Source organism: Mesorhizobium sp. 131-3-5 (genome assembly GCF_016756575.1).
In the GTDB taxonomy this organism is placed as follows: Bacteria; Pseudomonadota; Alphaproteobacteria; order Rhizobiales; family Rhizobiaceae; genus Mesorhizobium; species Mesorhizobium jarvisii.
Genome location: NZ_AP023254.1, coordinates 2,004,447 through 2,021,329, shown reverse-complemented (window position 1 = coordinate 2,021,329; position 16,883 = coordinate 2,004,447). Strand labels below are relative to the sequence as shown.

General features: G+C 60.8%; 20 protein-coding genes and 1 tRNA gene. 10 read left to right on the top strand and 11 right to left on the bottom strand.

The window, feature by feature from the left end; translation table 11 throughout:
• Nucleotides 1–2: 2 nt before the first annotated feature.
• The 4 genes from kdpB to kdpF are packed head-to-tail and all read right to left on the bottom strand — an operon-like array spanning nucleotide 3 to nucleotide 4,123.
• Nucleotides 3–2,096 carry a potassium-transporting ATPase subunit KdpB gene (kdpB, locus tag JG747_RS09875; protein ID WP_202361681.1) on the bottom strand — a complete coding sequence of 698 codons (2,094 nt, stop codon included), beginning with the start codon at nucleotides 2,094–2,096 and terminating at the stop codon, nucleotides 3–5.
• Nucleotides 2,093–2,302, bottom strand: coding sequence for a hypothetical protein (locus JG747_RS09870; RefSeq protein ID WP_019861142.1), 210 nt, complete (start codon nucleotides 2,300–2,302; stop codon nucleotides 2,093–2,095). Before JG747_RS09870 ends, kdpB begins: the two co-directional genes overlap by 4 nt.
• 7 nt (nucleotides 2,303–2,309) lie before the next feature.
• Nucleotides 2,310–4,013, bottom strand: coding sequence for a potassium-transporting ATPase subunit KdpA (kdpA, locus tag JG747_RS09865; protein WP_202361680.1), 1,704 nt, complete (start codon nucleotides 4,011–4,013; stop codon nucleotides 2,310–2,312).
• 20 nt (nucleotides 4,014–4,033) lie between these two features.
• A complete protein-coding gene (gene kdpF, locus JG747_RS09860; RefSeq protein WP_019861144.1) occupies nucleotides 4,034–4,123 on the bottom strand; it encodes a K(+)-transporting ATPase subunit F in 90 nt (29 codons plus the stop codon).
• A gap of 432 nt (nucleotides 4,124–4,555) precedes the next feature.
• Here kdpF and JG747_RS09855 point away from each other — a divergent pair, with 432 nt between their 5' ends.
• Complete coding sequence (locus tag JG747_RS09855) at nucleotides 4,556–5,053, top strand: YciE/YciF ferroxidase family protein (protein ID WP_027047390.1); 498 nt, start codon at nucleotides 4,556–4,558, stop codon at nucleotides 5,051–5,053.
• Between the two features lie 174 nt (nucleotides 5,054–5,227).
• On the opposite strand, the gene JG747_RS09850 is transcribed toward JG747_RS09855, so the two are convergent.
• Nucleotides 5,228–5,947: a Crp/Fnr family transcriptional regulator gene (locus JG747_RS09850; RefSeq protein WP_027047391.1), complete on the bottom strand. Its 720-nt coding sequence runs from the start codon at nucleotides 5,945–5,947 to the stop codon at nucleotides 5,228–5,230.
• 221 nt (nucleotides 5,948–6,168) lie between these two features.
• On the opposite strand from JG747_RS09850, the gene JG747_RS09845 reads away from it, so the two are divergent.
• Both JG747_RS09845 and JG747_RS09840 read left to right on the top strand, forming a co-directional pair.
• Nucleotides 6,169–6,405, top strand: a complete 237-nt coding sequence (locus JG747_RS09845) for a DUF6894 family protein (protein WP_019861147.1) — start codon at nucleotides 6,169–6,171, stop codon at nucleotides 6,403–6,405.
• A 155-nt stretch (nucleotides 6,406–6,560) separates the two neighbouring features.
• On the top strand, nucleotides 6,561–6,758 hold the full coding sequence (locus JG747_RS09840; RefSeq protein WP_038649543.1) for a hypothetical protein: 198 nt from the start codon (nucleotides 6,561–6,563) through the stop codon (nucleotides 6,756–6,758).
• Nucleotides 6,759–6,905: 147 nt separating this feature from the next.
• Here JG747_RS09840 and JG747_RS09835 read toward each other — a convergent pair whose 3' ends face one another.
• On the bottom strand, nucleotides 6,906–7,208 hold the full coding sequence (locus tag JG747_RS09835; protein ID WP_038649545.1) for a DUF982 domain-containing protein: 303 nt from the start codon (nucleotides 7,206–7,208) through the stop codon (nucleotides 6,906–6,908).
• A 210-nt stretch (nucleotides 7,209–7,418) separates the two neighbouring features.
• The gene (locus tag JG747_RS09830; RefSeq protein WP_202361679.1) at nucleotides 7,419–8,678 is read right to left on the bottom strand and encodes an acyltransferase family protein; all 1,260 of its coding nucleotides are present in this window, start codon (nucleotides 8,676–8,678) and stop codon (nucleotides 7,419–7,421) included.
• A gap of 152 nt (nucleotides 8,679–8,830) precedes the next feature.
• Here JG747_RS09830 and JG747_RS09825 point away from each other — a divergent pair, with 152 nt between their 5' ends.
• Entirely contained in the window at nucleotides 8,831–9,157 is a 327-nt protein-coding gene (locus JG747_RS09825) for a hypothetical protein (RefSeq protein ID WP_202361678.1), read from the top strand.
• Between the two features lie 44 nt (nucleotides 9,158–9,201).
• Here JG747_RS09825 and JG747_RS09820 read toward each other — a convergent pair whose 3' ends face one another.
• A complete protein-coding gene (locus tag JG747_RS09820) occupies nucleotides 9,202–9,444 on the bottom strand; it encodes a hypothetical protein (protein WP_069093115.1) in 243 nt (80 codons plus the stop codon).
• Nucleotides 9,445–10,100: 656 nt separating this feature from the next.
• Here JG747_RS09820 and JG747_RS09815 point away from each other — a divergent pair.
• Both JG747_RS09815 and JG747_RS09810 read left to right on the top strand, forming a co-directional pair.
• Nucleotides 10,101–11,189, top strand: a complete 1,089-nt coding sequence (locus JG747_RS09815) for an AAA family ATPase (protein WP_202361677.1) — start codon at nucleotides 10,101–10,103, stop codon at nucleotides 11,187–11,189.
• Nucleotides 11,128–11,823, top strand: coding sequence for a hypothetical protein (locus JG747_RS09810; protein WP_202361676.1), 696 nt, complete (start codon nucleotides 11,128–11,130; stop codon nucleotides 11,821–11,823). The genes JG747_RS09815 and JG747_RS09810 overlap by 62 nt, the downstream gene beginning before the upstream one ends.
• 464 nt (nucleotides 11,824–12,287) lie before the next feature.
• Here the strand turns inward: JG747_RS09810 and JG747_RS09805 are convergent, their stop codons facing one another.
• Together JG747_RS09805 and JG747_RS09800 are read right to left on the bottom strand one after the other, a co-directional pair.
• Entirely contained in the window at nucleotides 12,288–12,950 is a 663-nt protein-coding gene (locus JG747_RS09805; RefSeq protein ID WP_069093116.1) for a DUF6998 domain-containing protein, read from the bottom strand.
• A 133-nt stretch (nucleotides 12,951–13,083) separates the two neighbouring features.
• Nucleotides 13,084–13,173: transfer RNA gene (locus JG747_RS09800), tRNA-Ser, on the bottom strand.
• A gap of 368 nt (nucleotides 13,174–13,541) precedes the next feature.
• Here JG747_RS09800 and JG747_RS09795 point away from each other — a divergent pair.
• The 4 genes from JG747_RS09795 to JG747_RS09780 all read left to right on the top strand — a co-directional run bounded on the left by JG747_RS09795 (nucleotide 13,542) and on the right by JG747_RS09780 (nucleotide 16,475).
• Entirely contained in the window at nucleotides 13,542–14,261 is a 720-nt protein-coding gene (locus tag JG747_RS09795) for a hypothetical protein (RefSeq protein ID WP_244748360.1), read from the top strand.
• A 132-nt stretch (nucleotides 14,262–14,393) separates the two neighbouring features.
• Nucleotides 14,394–14,717 (top strand): hypothetical protein, encoded by a 324-nt coding sequence (locus tag JG747_RS09790; protein ID WP_038649588.1) that lies wholly within the window; start codon nucleotides 14,394–14,396, stop codon nucleotides 14,715–14,717.
• 219 nt (nucleotides 14,718–14,936) lie between these two features.
• Complete coding sequence (locus JG747_RS09785; protein ID WP_010911449.1) at nucleotides 14,937–15,926, top strand: BMP family lipoprotein; 990 nt, start codon at nucleotides 14,937–14,939, stop codon at nucleotides 15,924–15,926.
• An 87-nt stretch (nucleotides 15,927–16,013) separates the two neighbouring features.
• Nucleotides 16,014–16,475, top strand: a complete 462-nt coding sequence (locus JG747_RS09780) for a GNAT family N-acetyltransferase (protein WP_010911450.1) — start codon at nucleotides 16,014–16,016, stop codon at nucleotides 16,473–16,475.
• Here JG747_RS09780 and JG747_RS09775 read toward each other — a convergent pair.
• A complete protein-coding gene (locus JG747_RS09775; RefSeq protein ID WP_032931643.1) occupies nucleotides 16,470–16,868 on the bottom strand; it encodes a hypothetical protein in 399 nt (132 codons plus the stop codon). The genes JG747_RS09780 and JG747_RS09775 overlap by 6 nt on opposite strands.
• Between the last annotated feature and the right edge of the window lie 15 nt (nucleotides 16,869–16,883).

The window sequence follows — 16,883 nt, the reverse complement described above, 5'->3', positions numbered from 1 at the left end:
CCTTATGCAAGGCCAAGGGCCGTGACGGCCATGTCGATTATCTTGATGCCGACGAACGGCACGATGATGCCACCCAGGCCGTAGACGAGAAGGTTGCGGCTGAGCAGCGCACCGGCGCCGATCGCCCGGTATTTGACGCCGCGCAGCGACAGCGGGATCAGCGCGATGATGATGAGCGCGTTGAAGATGATGGCCGACAGGATGGCGCTCTGCGGCGTCGCCAGATGCATGATGTTGAGCGCCTGCAGCGGACCGGTGGTCTGGCCCGGCGCGACGTAGAAGACGGCGAACATGGCCGGGATGATGGCGAAATACTTGGCCACGTCATTGGCGATCGAGAAGGTGGTCAGCGAGCCGCGCGTCATCAGCAGCGCCTTGCCTATCTCGACGATCTCGATGAGCTTGGTCGGGTCGCTGTCGAGATCGACCATGTTGCCGGCTTCGCGCGCGGCGACCGTGCCGGTGTTCATGGCGACGCCGACATCGGCCTGCGCGAGCGCCGGCGCATCGTTGGTGCCGTCGCCGCACATGGCGACCAGCTTGCCCTTGGCCTGCTCGTCGCGGATCAGCTTGAGCTTGTCCTCGGGCGTGGCCTGGGCCAGGAAATCGTCGACGCCGGCTTCCGCCGCGATGGCCGCCGCCGTCATCGGATTGTCGCCGGTGATCATCACCGTGCGGATGCCCATCTTGCGCAGCTCGGCAAAACGCTCGCGGATGCCGCCCTTGACGATGTCCTTGAGGTGGACGATGCCGAGCAGCCGCCCGTCGCGCTCCACCGCCAGCGGCGTGCCGCCGGACTTGGCGACCTCGTCGGCGATCGCCTGCAGATCCCGAACCGAGTCGCTGTTCGGCCGTGTCGCGTAGCTGGCCACGGTCGTCTGGTTGACATGGGCGAGCACGGAATCGACCGCGCCCTTGCGCACCGAGGAACCGTCAATGTCGACGCCGCTCATGCGGGTCTGCGCGGTGAAGGGTACGAAGGTGGCGTGCAATGTCGCCATGTCGCGGGCACGGATGCCGTATTTCTCCTTGGCCAGCACGACGATCGAACGGCCCTCCGGCGTTTCGTCGGCGAGCGAAGCGAGCTGCGCCGCGTCGGCCAGTTCCTGTTCGGTGACGCCCTTGACTGGGCGGAACTCGGTCGCCTGGCGGTTGCCGAGCGTGATCGTGCCGGTCTTGTCGAGCAGCAGCGTGTCGACGTCACCGGCGGCCTCGACGGCACGGCCCGACATGGCCAGCACATTGAAGCGCACCAGGCGGTCCATGCCGGCGATGCCGATGGCCGACAGCAGCGCGCCGATGGTGGTCGGGATCAGGGTGACGAACAGGGCGACGAGCACGGTCACCGAGATGTAGCCGCCGGAATAGGACGCAAAGCTCGGGATGGTGGCCGTGGCCAGCACGAAGATCAGCGTCATCCCGACCAGCAGGATGTTGAGCGCGATCTCGTTCGGCGTCTTCTGGCGCTCGGCGCCTTCGACCAGGGAGATCATGCGGTCGAGGAAAGTGTGGCCGGCGGCGGCGGTGATGCGCACGCGGATCCAGTCGGACAGCACCTGCGTGCCGCCGGTCACCGCCGAGCGGTCGCCGCCGGATTCGCGGATCACCGGCGCGGATTCGCCTGTTATGGCCGCCTCGTTGACCGAGGCCACACCCTCCACCACCTCGCCGTCGGACGGGATGATGTCGCCGGCTTCGACCAGGACGATGTCGCCGACCTTCAGGCTGGTGCCGGGCACCAGCTTGAACTTGCTCCTGTCCTCGCCGGCCAGGAGCTTGGCCTGGGTCTCGGTGCGCGCCTTGCGCAGCGAATCCGCCTGCGCCTTGCCGCGGCCCTCGGCGACGGCCTCGGCGAAATTGGCGAACAGCACCGTGAACCACAGCCAGATGATGATCTGCAATGTGAAGCGCAGGTCGCCGCCGCCGGTGATGAGGTCCCTGACGAACAGCACCGTCGTCAGCGCCGAGACGATGGCGACAACGAACATCACCGGGTTGCGGGCCAGCGTGCGCGGGTCGAGTTTGCGGAAGGCACCGCCAATGGCGGGCCACAGGATGCGGGCATCCATGATCGCGGTTGATTTTAACTGGCTCATTTTGAAGCTCCGGCTTCAGTGTTGTTGGGCGGCACCGGGTGATTGGATGCCGAAAAGGGTGGGCCATAGACCAGCAGCCAGATCACGATCATGACGGCCGCAATGCCCAGGAACGTAGACACGGTCGGGAAGGGAGGAGGTCTTGCCTCCCCCTCGCTGCCGGCCGGCGGCCGGGTCTTGCGACGCTTGCTGCTGAACAAGGGCATGGTCGCCTCAGAAGGTTTGCCCATGGATCATCGCGAGGTGCTCGATGATCGGCCCGACGGCGAGCGCCGGGAAGAAGGTGAGACCGCCGACGATGACGATGACGCCGATCAGCAGCCCGACGAACAGCGGCCCATCGGTCGGGAAGGTGCCGGCCGAAGCCGGAACGGTCTTCTTCGCCGCCAGCGAGCCAGCGATGGCGAGCGCCGGGATGATGACCAGGAAGCGGCCCATCAACATGCCGATGCCGATGGTGATGTTGTACCAGGGCGTGTTGCCGCTGAGGCCGCCAAAGGCTGAACCGTTGTTCGCCGCCGCCGAAGTGTAGGCATAGAGCACCTCGGAGAAGCCGTGCGGACCGCCATTGGCCATCGAGGCCACGGCGCTCGGCAGGACAACGGCGATCGCCGTGAAGATCAGCATGGCGAGCGGCAGGCACAGGATGGCCAGCATCGCCATCTTGACCTCCTTGGCCTCGATCTTCTTGCCGAGGTATTCGGGCGTGCGGCCAACCATCAGGCCGGCGACGAAGACGGCAACGACGATGAACATCAGGATGCCGTAGAAGCCGGCGCCGACGCCGCCGACGATGACCTCGCCAAGCTGCATGTTGATGAGCGGGATCATGCCGCCGAGCGCGGTGAAACTGTCATGCATGGCGTTGACGGCACCACAGGAAGCGGCCGTCGTGATGACCGCGAACAGCGCCGACAGGGCGATGCCGAAGCGAGTTTCCTTGCCTTCCATATTGCCGCCGTCGATGCCCAGCGCATGGACCAGCGGATTGCCCACGGCCTCCGCCCAGTAGCAGACGGCGACACCGGCGATGAACAGCACGCCCATCGACGCCAGGATCGCCCAGCCCTGGCGCTGGTTTCCGACCATGCGGCCGAAGACGTTGGTCAGCGCAGCACCCAGCGCGAAGATCGTCACCATCTGGATCAGGTTCGAGATGGCGTCGGGATTTTCGAACGGATGCGCGGCATTGGCATTGAAGAAGCCGCCGCCATTGGTGCCAAGCATCTTGATGGCGACCTGCGAGGCGACCGGGCCAAGCGCGATGGTCTGCTTGGCGCCTTCCAGCGTGGTGGCGTCGACGTAAGGCCCAATCGTCTGCGGTATGCCGAGCCAGACATAGACCAGGGTGAGCACGATGCAGAGCGGCAGGAGCACGTAGAGCGTGCAGCGGGTCATATCGACCCAGAAATTGCCGATCGATTTGCCCGAGGCGCGGGCAAAGCCGCGGATCAGTGCGATGGCGATGGCAATGCCGGTGGCCGCCGAAACGAAATTCTGGACAGTCAGCCCGGCCATCTGCAGGAGATAGGACATCGTGCTTTCGCCGCCGTAGTTCTGCCAGTTGGTGTTCGTCACGAAACTGGCGGCGGTGTTGAAGGCGAGCGCCGGGTCGACCGCGCCCATGCCGGCGGGATTGTAGGGCAGACTGCCCTGCAGGCGCTGCAGGCCATAAAGCACCAGGAACCCGGCAAGGTTGAAGAGCAGCAAAGCCACCGCATAGGCGGTCCAGTGCTGTTCCTCGCGTTCGCTGGTGCCGCAAATGCGGTAGAGCCCGCGCTCGAGCGGGCCGAAGATCGGTGAAAGCAGCGTGCGATCGCCGTTGAAGACGCGGTGCATGTAGAAGCCAAGCGGCTTCGTCAGCAAAACGATGATCCCGCAGAAGACAAGGATCTGTATCCAACCGTTCAGTGTCATGGCTGTGGCTTTCCGTGCCTTCAGAAGCGTTCTGGACGAACGAGGGCGTATGTGAGGTAGGCGAGCAGGAACAAGGTCACGCCGCCGCCGAGGATGTAATCGAAAAGCATGGCTCGATCCTTCAGCTCAAATTCTGTCGCAGGCTTTGACGTAGGCCAAGGATAGGGCAAAAAACAAAACCCCTATCCCGAGAACAATGATGTCCATTGTGCTTGTTCCTTGCTTTGATTTTGCTAATCGGCATCTGCCGGAGCAGACCTGCAATTACGTGAAAACGGCGCGCCGCATTCCGATTGGCGGCGTCCGACGTTTTTCTCATGCGGAATATGGACCCGATCGCCATAAAGGTTCGAGACGGCGCGGGGCGGAAAGAAATAGGAATTTTATAAAAGTTTTTGCCGGCCCGTCGGGGTCGGGGGAGATGGCGTCCCGATGAGGATTTGTCGGGTTGGACCGCTCGACCGCGCTATGCGGCGTGGATGGAACGAATCATCCTGCGGGAGATTGTCGGCTTGAGGGTTCACGCATCAGAGGATATGACGATGGCAAAGCAGAAAATGCTCGACGACCTGTTTCATGACACGCTGAAGGACATCTATTTCGCCGAAAAGAAGATATTGGCGACACTGCCGAAAATGGCCAAGGCCGCGCAAAGCGCCGAGTTGAAGGCCGCCTTCGAAAAGCACCGCACCGAGACCGAGGGCCACGTCGCGAGACTGGAGAAAGTCTTCGGCGTGATCGGCAAGAAGCCGGTCGGCAAGACCTGTGCGGCCATCATGGGTATCACCGAAGAGGGCGCCGAGATCATGGACGAGTACAAGGGATCTCCCGCGCTCGATGCCGGTCTGCTGGCCGCCGCGCAGGCGGTCGAGCACTACGAGATCTCACGCTATGGCACGCTGAGGACGTGGGCCGGCGAACTCGGCCTGAACGAAGCCGTGACGCTTCTCGAAGCAACGCTGAAGGAAGAGAAGGCCACGGACGAGGCCCTGACCAAGATCGCGGAGTCGGCGGTCAACGTGGCAGCCGAAGCAGCATAAATCTGCAAGATCGGAGGGCGCACTGATCGGCCCAAGGTGTGTCGAGATTCAGGTCAGGTCGCGGCGAAAACGATGGCTTTCGAGAACCGGAGCGGAGCGTACTTAAGTACGTGAGCACTGGAAGCGCAGAAAGCTATCGTTTGCAGCCCGACCTCAACTGAATATCGATATACCTTAGCGCGGCTCCCGCATCATGCTGAGATAGGTGGGATCGAACTCGGCGATTTCCTGCAGCCGGTGCCAATCCAGGATGGTCACGGTGTGGTTTGCCCAGTTGACGACTCCGACCTTGCGCAAGGCTCCGATAACCCGGTTCATGTGCACCACCGACAGGCCGAGCACATCGGCCAGTTCAGCCTGCGAGAGCGGCAGGTGAAAGCTCATGCCGTTGGTCCGCTGCACCACCTGCAGCCGCACGAAGAGCTCACAGACGAGGTGGGCCAGATGCGAGGTCTTGGAGCGCCGCCCCATGGCGACGATCCACTCGCGGTGGATGGCGCCGTCGACCAGCGTGTCCAGCCACAACAGCCGGGTCAGGTGCGGCGCCTGCTCGGTGATCGTGCGAAGCCGGCTATGGTCCGCGAACATGACATGACAGGGCGACAGAGCGACGATGCCGTGATCCATGGTCTTGAGCAGGAAAGCGTGGAGATCGACGAAATCGCCGGACACCTGCAAAGAGGTGAACTGCCGGCCGCCATTCTCCAGCACCTTGTAGCGCGCCGCCAGCCCGTCGAGGATCAGCGTCGAATAGGTCGGCCGCGACCCCGATGCGACGATGTCCTGGCCGGTGGCGAAATGCCTCTCGAACGTCATGGCGCCGGCTAGCAGCGCCTTCTCGGCGTCTGACAGCGCGTCATGCTGCCCCAGGTTCAGATAGAGGGATTCAAGCACCGCAATCTCCGGCGAAAGGGCTTCGGCAGCCGATCGCCATCTTGTTCTGTCGGAAGCAAAGGCGGCTTCGGCTGCACTAAGCCTTTCGCCGCTGACAGGCATTAACATTTGTTAGGGCTGCTTGTTCCACCGCAAATGCCGCCTCTGATGGAACAACTGGCTGGTCCGCGAATTGTCGGTTGAACATCTCGCCATTTCATCAGTCTGAGGTTCAGCCCATCATGCCTCGATATTATCTTGACCTCTACAATGGCGACGGTCTGACGGTCGATGATGACGGCCAGGTCTTCGAGACGCGCGAACGCCTAAGGCGCGAAGCGATCCGTATTCTGCCCGACATCGTCCGCGACGAGATCATCGAAAACGACCACACCGCCATCACCGTCAAGGTACGCGACGAGGACGGACACCAGGTATTCGAGGCATCGCTCGTTGTCTCATCAGGCTGGTGTGACTGACATCTCTCTATCCCGGAACATCGATGACAAAAGTTTTCCAACCATCATTTGTAATCGCCGCCCCTGCGGCAACGCTGCACCATGCGGGGCCGGAAGATGGTGGAGGCGGCGATTTGTTCCAAACCAACGCCGGCTCGTAATGGAGTTAGCAGCACATGGTCCGTGCAAAAGTCGACACCCAGCGCGATGAGCGCGCCAAGCGTGAATCGCAGATCGTGATCGATGCCGAGCGGGCGGCCCGCGAGGAAAAAACAGCCAGGCTGAGAGAGCTGCGCCTCGCAGCGCAGTCATCGCAAGAGCCCGATCCGACGAGGCCCAAGCCGACGCGTCGGCGCGCGCATTCGAAAGGTTGATCGCCTACACCGCTGGGCAAACATCATTGGTGGACAACGGCGATCCTTGTGATCGTCTTGCAATAAAGCGAAGCCCGGCTCGGGAAGGCCAAGCCGGGCTTTCGGTGGTGGCGGCGTTAGTCGTCACGCCGGGAGGTGGCCTCAAACTCAGGCGGCGTAGCCGCCATAGCCGCGCGCGACGGCGCGCGCCACGATGACCGGCTCGATCTCGGGCCAGAGGATGCCGGTTGCTTGTGCGAATTCGACCAGCGCATGGCGCGCCTCGTCCCTGGTGATACAGCCTTCCAGCGCAAGGCCACACGCCTCGACGGCATTGCGGTAAAGGGGACCACGGCGCGAGGTCGTCCAATCGGTCAGGAAATCGTGCATTTCGGCCAGCGAGGCAATCTCGCGCTTGAAGCCGAGGCCCACGGTCACTGCGACCGGTGAATGAAACAGCTTGTCGTGCATGAAGCAGGCTCCTGATTATAAGCAGCGCCGGGAGAAATATCCGGGCTGGTCCACGGACGGGACGCCGTGAAACGCGCTGCGGGCCAAGAGGTTCCAGGCCGGGAGCTTTCATATGAAACGCGGCGGTCGTGCTCTGATCGCCATGCCCGCACAACCCATCGTTCACGCCAGCCCAGGCCAATCAGGCTGGGCGGTCAAATGGCCAGGGAATCATCGCTCCTGGGCGTTTTGCGCGGCCTGCAGACTGTCTTGTGAAACGTCCCGGATGCGCCAGGGCTGCCCTGCGTCAGCGGCTGTCGTCTCACGCACCTCGCGCTGCGTCGACAGGCGAAGAACTGCCGCAAGACGGTTTCCCAGCGAGACGCCCGGCTTTTCGACCACAAGATGCGCGACCAGCGCCATGAGGACCAGAAGCACCATCGCAATCAACATCACGAGCCAATATTGGGCGGCGTTGTCCATGGCGAAGGCCCGCAGGGGCGCGATGGAGAATGTCGAGACGAAGGCAAGCCCTTGCAAGAGATAGATGCCAAAGCTGATCTCACCCAGCCGCACTGAGCGGGAGGCCGTCAGCAGACCGAAGAAATCAGCGCCCGTCACGACCAGGAAGAAGGTGGCAATACACAGCAGCATCGGCCCCGGCGCATAGGCGGTCTTATAGATGACGAAGATACCCACCAGCATCGCCAGGGCGACGGCGGACAAGGCGTGCCGATGCCATGTCACCAGCAGGCCGTGTGCTTCAAGCGTTGCGCACAACATTCCGCCCGCGAAAAGTCCCAGATAGCCGTAGGCGGGGCTGCCTCCGTTCACTGACATGAGAATTGAAAAAGCCAGGAGAACAACTGGCAAGCCTATGCGGGCCACCGGATGGCGGCTGAATATCGCCGCGATCGGCAGGCTGAAATAGAACAGCCATTCATAGGGCAAGGTCCAGGTTACGCAGGCCAATACGCAGATGCGGGAACTCGAAAGCGGAACGTAGCCGAAGACACCGAACAGCAGGTTGAAAAATGCCCGCTCGTAAGTCGCGAAGGCCGAATAGTCGATCGCGCCATCGGCGACCTCCAAAGCCATCGCCGTGCCGACGGCCACAACATAGAGAGGCCCGATCCTGAAAGCCCGCTTGAGCAACAGCGTCGGAAATTCCACGGGGGACTTTGCCGACAGCAGTTTCCCCCAGAACAGATAGGCCGAGATGATGAAGAACAAGGATACGCCCACCTGTCCCAGCGGGCCATAGAAAGCCGATGGCGGATACTTCCATGCGCCGGTCACCAGCATTTCATGGTAGATGACGGCGTGGTGAAGCACGACGGCAAGCGCCAGATAGCCTCGCATTCCGTCTATTGCCCGCACCCTGGAGGAGTTCGATCCGAAACCTACCCGCTGAAACAGCGGCATGCCCGCAAGCGGCCAAAGCAGCGCGACGACCACAAAAGCGGGCCAGATGTCATAAAGTCCAACCACGATTGCTCCGAGCCGATGCGCACAGCGCGCTGAGTCGCGTTGTTGGACTATGCAACCTTGCCCGGAGCCGGCACAAGCGCCGCTCGCGGTCCGCCCGATGCTTTCCCGCGGCGGCTACCGAACAATCGCCGGTCTGCCGAGCCATCGAGCCCATGCGCAACGACCGGTTCCTCACGACGCGCACGATGCGCCGCGCCATTGCCCTGGGACAGGTTGGCTTCATGCGGGCGCGGAAATTATGGACGCTTTGGCTGGAAGGCCGCGACGATGATCTAAGGGAGGATTTGAGCCAACCACGCCGCCGGCCGTGGCACGCGGCCTACCGCATGAGCGCGTTTGCTTCAGCCAGCGCGGCCAGCATCTGCTCGACTTTCCGCCCCGAGGCTTCCGTGACTCTATGTGCCGCATCATTTGCTGCGCCAGCATCGCAAGCCTTGCAGCGCGATAGACGTCGCCGTTTCTGGCGGTATCAGGGTTGAAGGTCGCGATCATCATGGGGCGGCAATCCCAAAATCATGGAGCTCTACAATGCCGCTGGGTCGATCTTCGTCAGGCGCTCTCTGGCCTCGATCACACGCCGCTGAGCGGCTCTTATCCTGCCGCAGAGCGCAATATTGATTCCCACCCCGCAATCTTCGTCCAGCATTTCCTTGGCGCGCCTGAGGGTGACCTCCGCCCGCTTGACTCGCTGTCTGGCCTTGGCCAGTTCCAAGATCATGAGATCGGCCATCGCACCGCGTCCGTTTTGCTCCAGGGTGTACATCATGAAGTGCTAACTCATGACGGAGCGGATCGTTCCCCTGAGGCCTGGGGCTACTCTCTAGGTTGCAAGCCTTAGACCGCTTGTGGCTGGCACCGAGATCAATCGGCGATTGGGAGTCTGGCGGAGAGCGGGCGTACCGAGGGAAAGGAGGACAGCGACTATCTGTTTGACGACCTGCCGCCGATCCCAAAGTCACGCGAGACGCGCTCCGACCCAGCCGCCAAGCAGTTCACGCGGCATCGCCGTAAGGTGGGGGTCGATGAACGCCCGAACGACAAAGCCAAGAGCAATGTGGATTTCCACTCCTTTCGCCGCTGTTCATGCACAAGGCACCTGATGCCATGCTTGCGGGGAGCGCAGGGTTTGACGAGTGGACCTTCGCGGGGGTGGTAGGGCGCACCGACAGCGAGCGGGCCAAGAACCTTGACCTAAGCCAGCACGGTTACGCGGGGCAAGACCCTGAGAAGGCTAGGAAGGCGCTTGTGGAGGCCGTGAAGTTGCCGTCGATGTCCGCTTAGCAGCGTTTTGCTTTCGGCCCATCCCCCCGAAATTAGTGGTTAAGTTTAGGATAGGAGTTTGGATTGCTTCTCTTCTGCTCGTCTGCAAGTCATGATGGCTAGGAAAATTCGTGAGGCTTCTGGCTTGGGCGGGAAATTAACGTGAATCAACATCCTTTGGCTGGGATTGCCATATCTGCCACAAACTTTAAAAGCTTTGGCGATACGATGTTCCCGATGTTAAGCTTTCAGCCGATTAATATTCTAATTGGAAGAAATAACTCCGGTAAGTCATCCTTTATTGATTTAGTAGATTTATTCACTTCAGAAGGGAAGAAATACGACGCGTCAAAACACAACGTGGGCGGTCGACCCTTTACGGCCTATCTATCACACGCAGTAGATGAGACTTCGCTTCGCAGGGTGTTTCCTGAAAACACATCGGGAGGCCCGCTTCCAGGCAACCACTGGGTCTACGGTAAGCAGTTTCTTGGCGCCATCGCTACTCTCGCATTCGGACCAAATTGGAAACCCGTGTTTGCAGATTTGCCAACTAGCGACGGGCGAATGGGCGCAATTCCCGATGGTCATCGAACTTTATTGGTGCAGCAGTTGCCTCGGATTTTTGAGCATGTGCGATTGTTGCGTGTGGCAGCGGAGCGCGACGTTCAGCCGGAACCCCGAGACAGTGGTCGAACACTCGCGCCGAACGGTCGCGGCGTCACTAACCTTGTGAGGGCGTTTATCAACAGCGACGATCTCCCTCGTGCGGAAGTCGAGGTCGGTCTTCTTCACGATCTGAATGAAATTTATCGAGGCGACAGCCACTTCACTGAAATCGTCTGTCGAGAAAACAAGGATCAGATATGGGAGATATTTCTTCGTGAAGAAAATAAGGGCGACATCCGTCTATCCGAGTCCGGAAGCAGCTTGAAGTCAGTCTTCCTCATACTTTGTACGCTACGGCTCCTTCCTAAAATAGAGGACATTGCGTGGAAGAATATTATTCTATCTGTAGAAGAGCCTGAGAACAATCTTCATCCCGCTCTGTTGAGGCGACTTCTCAATTTCCTGGCCGAGCGCAGGACGGAACACGGCTTCAGTCTAATAATAGCTACTCACTCACCAGTCGGTATTGATTGGTCGACAAAGCGGAGTGATAGCCAGATAATCCACGTTAAGCACGACGGTGCTTCAGCTTCTGCCCAAGTGGGCCATAGGATACAATGGCAGCCGCGACATACTGGATGATTTAGACATCCGCGCTTCTGACATCCTCCAAGCCAACGGAGTGATTTGGGTAGAAGGGCCCTCGGATCGCATTTACCTGAATAAGTGGATCGAGCTTTTGTCCGACGATGAGTTGAAGGAAGGTGTCCACTATTCGATCATGTTCTATGGGGGAAAGCTGCTTTCGCATCTGCATGCGATGGCTCCGGAAGATGCCAATAAGCTAATCTCGTTGCTGGCTCTGAATCGCAACGCGGCTATCTTGATGGACAGTGACAGACACTTCGGGAAGCCCGCTGACGGCAAGAAGCCCGCCCGAAAGCCCCGGATGAAGTTGAATGACACCAAGACTCGGCTGAAAGACGAGCTTTCCGCTATGGGCGGCTATGTTTGGATCACCGAGGGGCGCGAAGTTGAAAACTATCTTTCTCAGCCCCTCCTGCGACGTGTGACGGGTGACATCACCGTGGATATTGGCAAATATGCCTCAGTCCCGGAGTCGTCGGCGTTATCCAAATTTAACGGGGATAAAGTTGCCCTCGCACATCGCGTCGCTGAGCTCACCGAGAGAGCCGATCTGGACGGCCATTTGGATTTGGCCGCGATGGTAGGTGGGCTTTGCGGGGTGATTGGCGGTTGGAACGGCCCTCGCTGAGAAGCGTCGCCATTGAAATTTTGGGTCACTGATTTGAGAGGCCATCTCGTCAGGGTGTCCGGGGGATCTTTGCCCCCGGTGCCCGCCTCCCTGCCGCGTTTTGCCGGCGATGCCCATAGTAGGCAAACTATTGAAAGCTGGCGGCGCATGTTTCGTCCCTTCGTAATGTGGCCGCCATCTTAGGCCGGGGTGGGTCCTCAAATCCAAAGAGCACGGTCCACTTTGCGGCTCTTATAGCGAACGCGCTCTTCGGCAAGGACATCGCTATGCTCCTGATGTTCACCGAAAGCTGCATATTGGTTGCCGTCCTGCTTCGGCTAGCGAGTATGGGGATAGCGGCCCTGCCAATGCATCATGGTGCAGTCACGATATGGGGAGACTGCAAGAGCGGTAATGATGGAGTTGGCGAGACGCCTTTCAGGTCAAGAAATTCCGGTGATCATCAAGTAACTTGGCCACAGCGCTTAGGCGCGTGCCGCAAGCATCCGCAAGATACCTGCACCGATCTGCCTAGTGTTCTTTTGTTCGCCGCGATCATTGAGAATATCGAAGCCGATCTCGCTTGCGATTTTACGCAGCAAAGGCTTTGCGGGTTCAATTTTCGTTTCGCCTTCGAAAACTAGGATCGTTCCGTTCTCATATTGCTTGATCGTATAGGGACCGTAGGCGGAGGAATCGACAACCGCTAGATGCTCCACAGGCTGTACAAATCTGCGCTGTGTTCCGACTGAGAAGACAAGCCGTTCGTTGAGTTTGCTAGTACGCGCTTCGGCTGCAGTGCAATCCAACAAGGTCTCGACCGAAACGCCGTTGTCATCCCCAACGTTAATCCGCAAGATGACGACTCGGTCTACGTGCTCGAACGTGTTGGGATTGAAGGAAACGCTCGTGCTCGAAGTGATCGTCTTCACCGAAATTCGTTCATTGTCTGCGCTTACGACATCATAGCCGCGCTGGTTGACTTCAAGAGCCATCTGGCCTCGTGTCAGTACGCAGGTGAACAACTCGCCTATGCGGCCTGTTAGATGTCCAAGGTTTGCAGGGTCGACTCCCCAAGACAGCTCACGCTCAAACCACGTTAAAGCTTCCGCCAGAGATTGGATGGTCTGAATTTGTGTCAGGGCCATACTTTTATAAATCCACGTTGGGAAACGGAAATGCGATGGTAGCCTTTTGTTGGGGCACCGAGTTGGGGCACCGGGTCATCTGGGTATTTAGAAAATCTGTTTATAATCAGTTTTTATCGGAAACCTTGTAGACTGGCGGAGAGAGCGGGATTCGAACCCGCGTTACGGTCTCCCGTAAACACACTTTCCAGGCGTGCGCCTTCAACCACTCGGCCACCTCTCCGTCCGTGCCTTCGCGCCAGCCGGTTTCGCCGCGCGGGTTGGGGAGATGCATCTCCTTGGGGGCGCGGCGCGGAGTGTCCGCGCCATGGACGCCGCCCAACCAGCGGACATCCTTCCCCGGCACCTGAGCCGTCGAAGCAACAGGCGCGGGGCTCATCTAGTCGATCCCGCGCCGAATGCCAAGCCATAACGGCACTCTATTCGCTTTGCCGGCCACTTGGCGGTTCGCGATGCGGTCGCCGCACCGGTTTCCGGGGGCGCCGGCGCCGAATGATGTGCACAGGCAAGGCCGCAAGAGCCGCCGCGCTTGACTTCGCCGCCGGCCGCCTGTCGAGTGAGGCAGAGGCTTTGCGGGGGCATAGTCCGGACATGACATCGAGCAGCGAACAACCGGACAAAGGGCAGGCGCCGGCGGGCCGCCCGGGCGGCGACCTTTTTTACGTCCCGGTGGGCTGGCTCATCTTCGTCATGGCGTGGTCGGTCTATGGCCTGGCGTCGGCATGGTGGCTGGTCGGCAATTCCGGCCTGCCCGACAAGATCTTCTATTTCCTCGTTGGCGGGCTCGTCGCCAATGTCATCACCATCCTGTGGGGGCTTTATCTGCTCGGCCTCGCCTTTGGCCGTTCAGGGCGTTTCCCCCACCATTTCACCATCTGGCAGATCGCCACCATCGTCTGGGTGCTGGCGAGACAGGCCTATGTGCTGACCGTGCCGGAATTCGTCTTCTCCGCCAGGAGCCTCGGCATCACCGCCATCGAGATCGGCATCGGCCTGCTTTGCATCTACCTGCTGCGCCCCGGTTCCGGCGCCGGGACCGCCTACGCCAGGCCGCAAACCGAAGCGCCGCCGGTCTTCGTTTCCATCATTGCCGCCTTGCTCGGCATCATTCTCGGCGCCATCATCGGTGCCCTGGTCGGCTTCTTCGCCGGCTCGGTGATCGCCGATGTCGCCGAGGTGAGCTGCTTCGAAGGCGGCTGCGGCTATTTCGCCGCCTTCATCGGCCTGGCCGGGCTGGTGGTCGGCGCCATTGCCGGCGGCATTCTCGCCGTCTGGCTCGTCCATCGGCGCAGGCGCAAGCCTGTGGCCTAGGGACGGAAAAGCGCGGGCCTTCAAATTCGCGTATCGCGGTTGCGGGCGGGCCAGACAAATTCTATTTCTCGTTTCGGGACACGTGCCGGAGATCCCTTGGAAAGCACCAGGATCGGCCGGGGGAGAGACTGGATGTTTCGCTTCATTTTCCGCCTTGCCGCGATGGTCGCGCTGTCGGTCTCCGTCATCATGGCGGTGATCGACACGACGCGCACGGTGGCGGCTTCGGCGCTCGTGCTGACCCCGCTCAATGCCAGCTGGCTGGCGGTCTCGCCGGACACGCGGGCGGCCTTCGAAACCTTTGTCCGCGCCAAGGCCAGTCCGCTTTTGTGGGATGGCGTCATCGCTCGGGTGCTTGACCAGCCGGGATTTGCCGTGTTCGCGGTGCTGGCCTTCCTGCTCTACGCCATCGGCTACAGGCGCCAGCGGCGCACCGGCCAATTCGCCGCCAACTGATCGGCAAAGGCCGCTCGGCAAAGATCGAGCTGCGGCGCGGGCTGCCCCTGGCACGCTTTTCCAAAAGGTCAAAATTCCGCGTGAATTTTGTTTCGGGCCGTGCCAGATTGCCGCCGAGCGGGAGGGGAATACACTCCTGGCTGACGTCGCATGCCTGCCGCAGAACCGGGCAGGCAGGCGGGGCGTAACGGAAAAAATAACCGACAGGGTGTGGATCACATGAAACGTATCGTTCTCGGCCTCCTGGCCGCAACCGCAATGGTTCTTCCGGCTTTCGCCGCGGATGTCCAGCCGGCCATCCTCTATGATCTGGGCGGCAAGTTCGACAAATCCTTCAACGAGGCTGCCTTCCATGGCGCCGAGAAGTTCAAGACCGAGACCGGCACGCCCTATGTCGAGTTCGAAGTGTCCAACGCCTCGCAGCGCGAGCAGGCGCTGCGCCGCTTCGCCGAGGACGGCCACAACCCGATCGTCATGGCCGGCTTCGCCTGGGAGGATGCGCTGAAGAAGGTCGCGGCCGAATATCCCGATCTCAACTTCGCCATCATCGACGATGCCGTCGACCTGCCCAACGTCCGCTCGCTGGTGTTCAAGGAGAATGAAGGCTCCTACCTCGTCGGCATCATGGCCGCGATGGCATCGAAGTCGAAGAAGGTCTCCTTCATCGGCGGCATGGACATCCCGCTGATCCGCAAGTTCGAATGCGGCTATGTCGGCGGCGCCAAGTCGGCCGGCGCGACCGACGTCATCCAGAACATGACCGGCGACACCCCGGCTGCCTGGAACGATCCGGCCAAGGGCGGCGAAATCGCCAAGACGCAGATCGACCAGGGCTCCGACGTGGTCTACGCCGCGGCCGGCGGCACCGGCGTCGGCGTGCTGCAGGCGGCGGCTGATGCCGGCAAGCTCGGCATCGGCGTCGATTCCAACCAGAACGGCCTGCAGCCCGGCAAGGTGCTGACCTCGATGATGAAGCGCGTCGACGTTGCCGTCTACACCGCCTTCATGGATGGCAAGAACGGCACCTTCAAGGGTGGCGTCGAGAATCTCGGCCTCAAGGAAGGCGGCGTCGACTACGCCATGGATGACAACAACAAGGCACTGGTGACCGACGAGATGAAGGCTGCCGTGGAAAAGGCCAAGGCCGACATCATCGCCGGCAAGATCCAGGTGCACGACTACACGACCGACAACGCCTGCCCGTATTGATCGGAAGATACTCATTTTCGAACCGCCGGGCCTTGTCCCGGCGGTTTTGTTTTTGGAAGACTCTGACGGACGAGCACCGAGGCTGGAGTGACGCCGATCATTGAACCGATGACCGAATGCGACGTCGAGGCGGTGGCACGATTGCGCGTTGCCGCCTTTTTCGAGGGCAGCGCAAGGACGCCGGACGAGGACGCCGCCGGTTTACGCACGCTGCTGGCAGGCGACGGCTTCGAAACGGCGCTGGTGGCCCGGATCGACGACATATCGGTCGGCACATGCCTGCTGGTTCGCCACGAATTGGAACCGGCGCACGACCTCACGCCATGGCTGGCCGGCCTGGTCGTCGATCGCAACCACCGCAATAAAGGGATCGGCCGTGCACTGGTCGCGGCCGTCGAAGCCCATGCGGCGTCGATAGGCGTGGAGAGGCTCTACCTCTATACCTGGGAAGCGCGTGATTTCTATACCGGGCTCGGCTGGGTGGTCGTCGAGCAGTTCGAGCAGGACGGCCACCCGATGCTGTTAGTGGCGCGCGAGCTCCGGCTATAGCCGACCCACGAGATAGCCAAGCGCGAAGACCGCAATCAGCACAATGGCGACGACAAATCCGCGCCGGCCGCCAAGTGAATGCACGCCAACACCGTATGGTGACCGGGACAGGCTTCGGATCACCGTTCGCGGTTTGGCATCATTGCCGAGCCCAACGCTGCGCATCTGTGGCAATTCGGCGAGGCGTTGCGTCACCAGCGCCCAATGATTAGCAGGCAAGGCAGGTTTTTCGGCGCGGTCGAAAACATGCATGCGTTCGGCAAGCTGCAGCACCGCGTCGCGGAAGGCAGGGTCTATCTCCAGATCGCGCTCGGCCCGTTCGCGATCGGTATCGTTCATCAGGCCGAGCACGTAGTCGCCGGCTCGCGCGATACGATCCCTTTCACCGACCATGGCTTGTACCCTCCC

What these genes read in the sequence shown, in the direction of transcription:
- kdpF (WP_019861144.1), bottom strand. Translation starts at nt 4,123, where the DNA reads ATGCTTTTCGATTACATCCTCGGCGGCGGCGTGACCTTGTTCCTGCTC.
- JG747_RS09870 (WP_019861142.1), bottom strand. Translation starts at nt 2,302, where the DNA reads ATGCCCTTGTTCAGCAGCAAGCGTCGCAAGACCCGGCCGCCGGCCGGC.
- JG747_RS09805 (WP_069093116.1), bottom strand. Translation starts at nt 12,950, where the DNA reads ATGGCCCTGACACAAATTCAGACCATCCAATCTCTGGCGGAAGCTTTA.
- JG747_RS09795 (WP_244748360.1), top strand. Translation starts at nt 13,542, where the DNA reads ATGACATCGAGCAGCGAACAACCGGACAAAGGGCAGGCGCCGGCGGGC.
- JG747_RS09855 (WP_027047390.1), top strand. Translation starts at nt 4,556, where the DNA reads ATGGCAAAGCAGAAAATGCTCGACGACCTGTTTCATGACACGCTGAAG.
- kdpA (WP_202361680.1), bottom strand. Translation starts at nt 4,013, where the DNA reads ATGACACTGAACGGTTGGATACAGATCCTTGTCTTCTGCGGGATCATC.
- kdpB (WP_202361681.1), bottom strand. Translation starts at nt 2,096, where the DNA reads ATGAGCCAGTTAAAATCAACCGCGATCATGGATGCCCGCATCCTGTGG.
- JG747_RS09820 (WP_069093115.1), bottom strand. Translation starts at nt 9,444, where the DNA reads ATGATGTACACCCTGGAGCAAAACGGACGCGGTGCGATGGCCGATCTC.
- JG747_RS09785 (WP_010911449.1), top strand. Translation starts at nt 14,937, where the DNA reads ATGAAACGTATCGTTCTCGGCCTCCTGGCCGCAACCGCAATGGTTCTT.
- JG747_RS09790 (WP_038649588.1), top strand. Translation starts at nt 14,394, where the DNA reads ATGTTTCGCTTCATTTTCCGCCTTGCCGCGATGGTCGCGCTGTCGGTC.
- JG747_RS09835 (WP_038649545.1), bottom strand. Translation starts at nt 7,208, where the DNA reads ATGCACGACAAGCTGTTTCATTCACCGGTCGCAGTGACCGTGGGCCTC.
- JG747_RS09845 (WP_019861147.1), top strand. Translation starts at nt 6,169, where the DNA reads ATGCCTCGATATTATCTTGACCTCTACAATGGCGACGGTCTGACGGTC.
- JG747_RS09840 (WP_038649543.1), top strand. Translation starts at nt 6,561, where the DNA reads ATGGTCCGTGCAAAAGTCGACACCCAGCGCGATGAGCGCGCCAAGCGT.
- JG747_RS09825 (WP_202361678.1), top strand. Translation starts at nt 8,831, where the DNA reads ATGCGCAACGACCGGTTCCTCACGACGCGCACGATGCGCCGCGCCATT.
- JG747_RS09775 (WP_032931643.1), bottom strand. Translation starts at nt 16,868, where the DNA reads ATGGTCGGTGAAAGGGATCGTATCGCGCGAGCCGGCGACTACGTGCTC.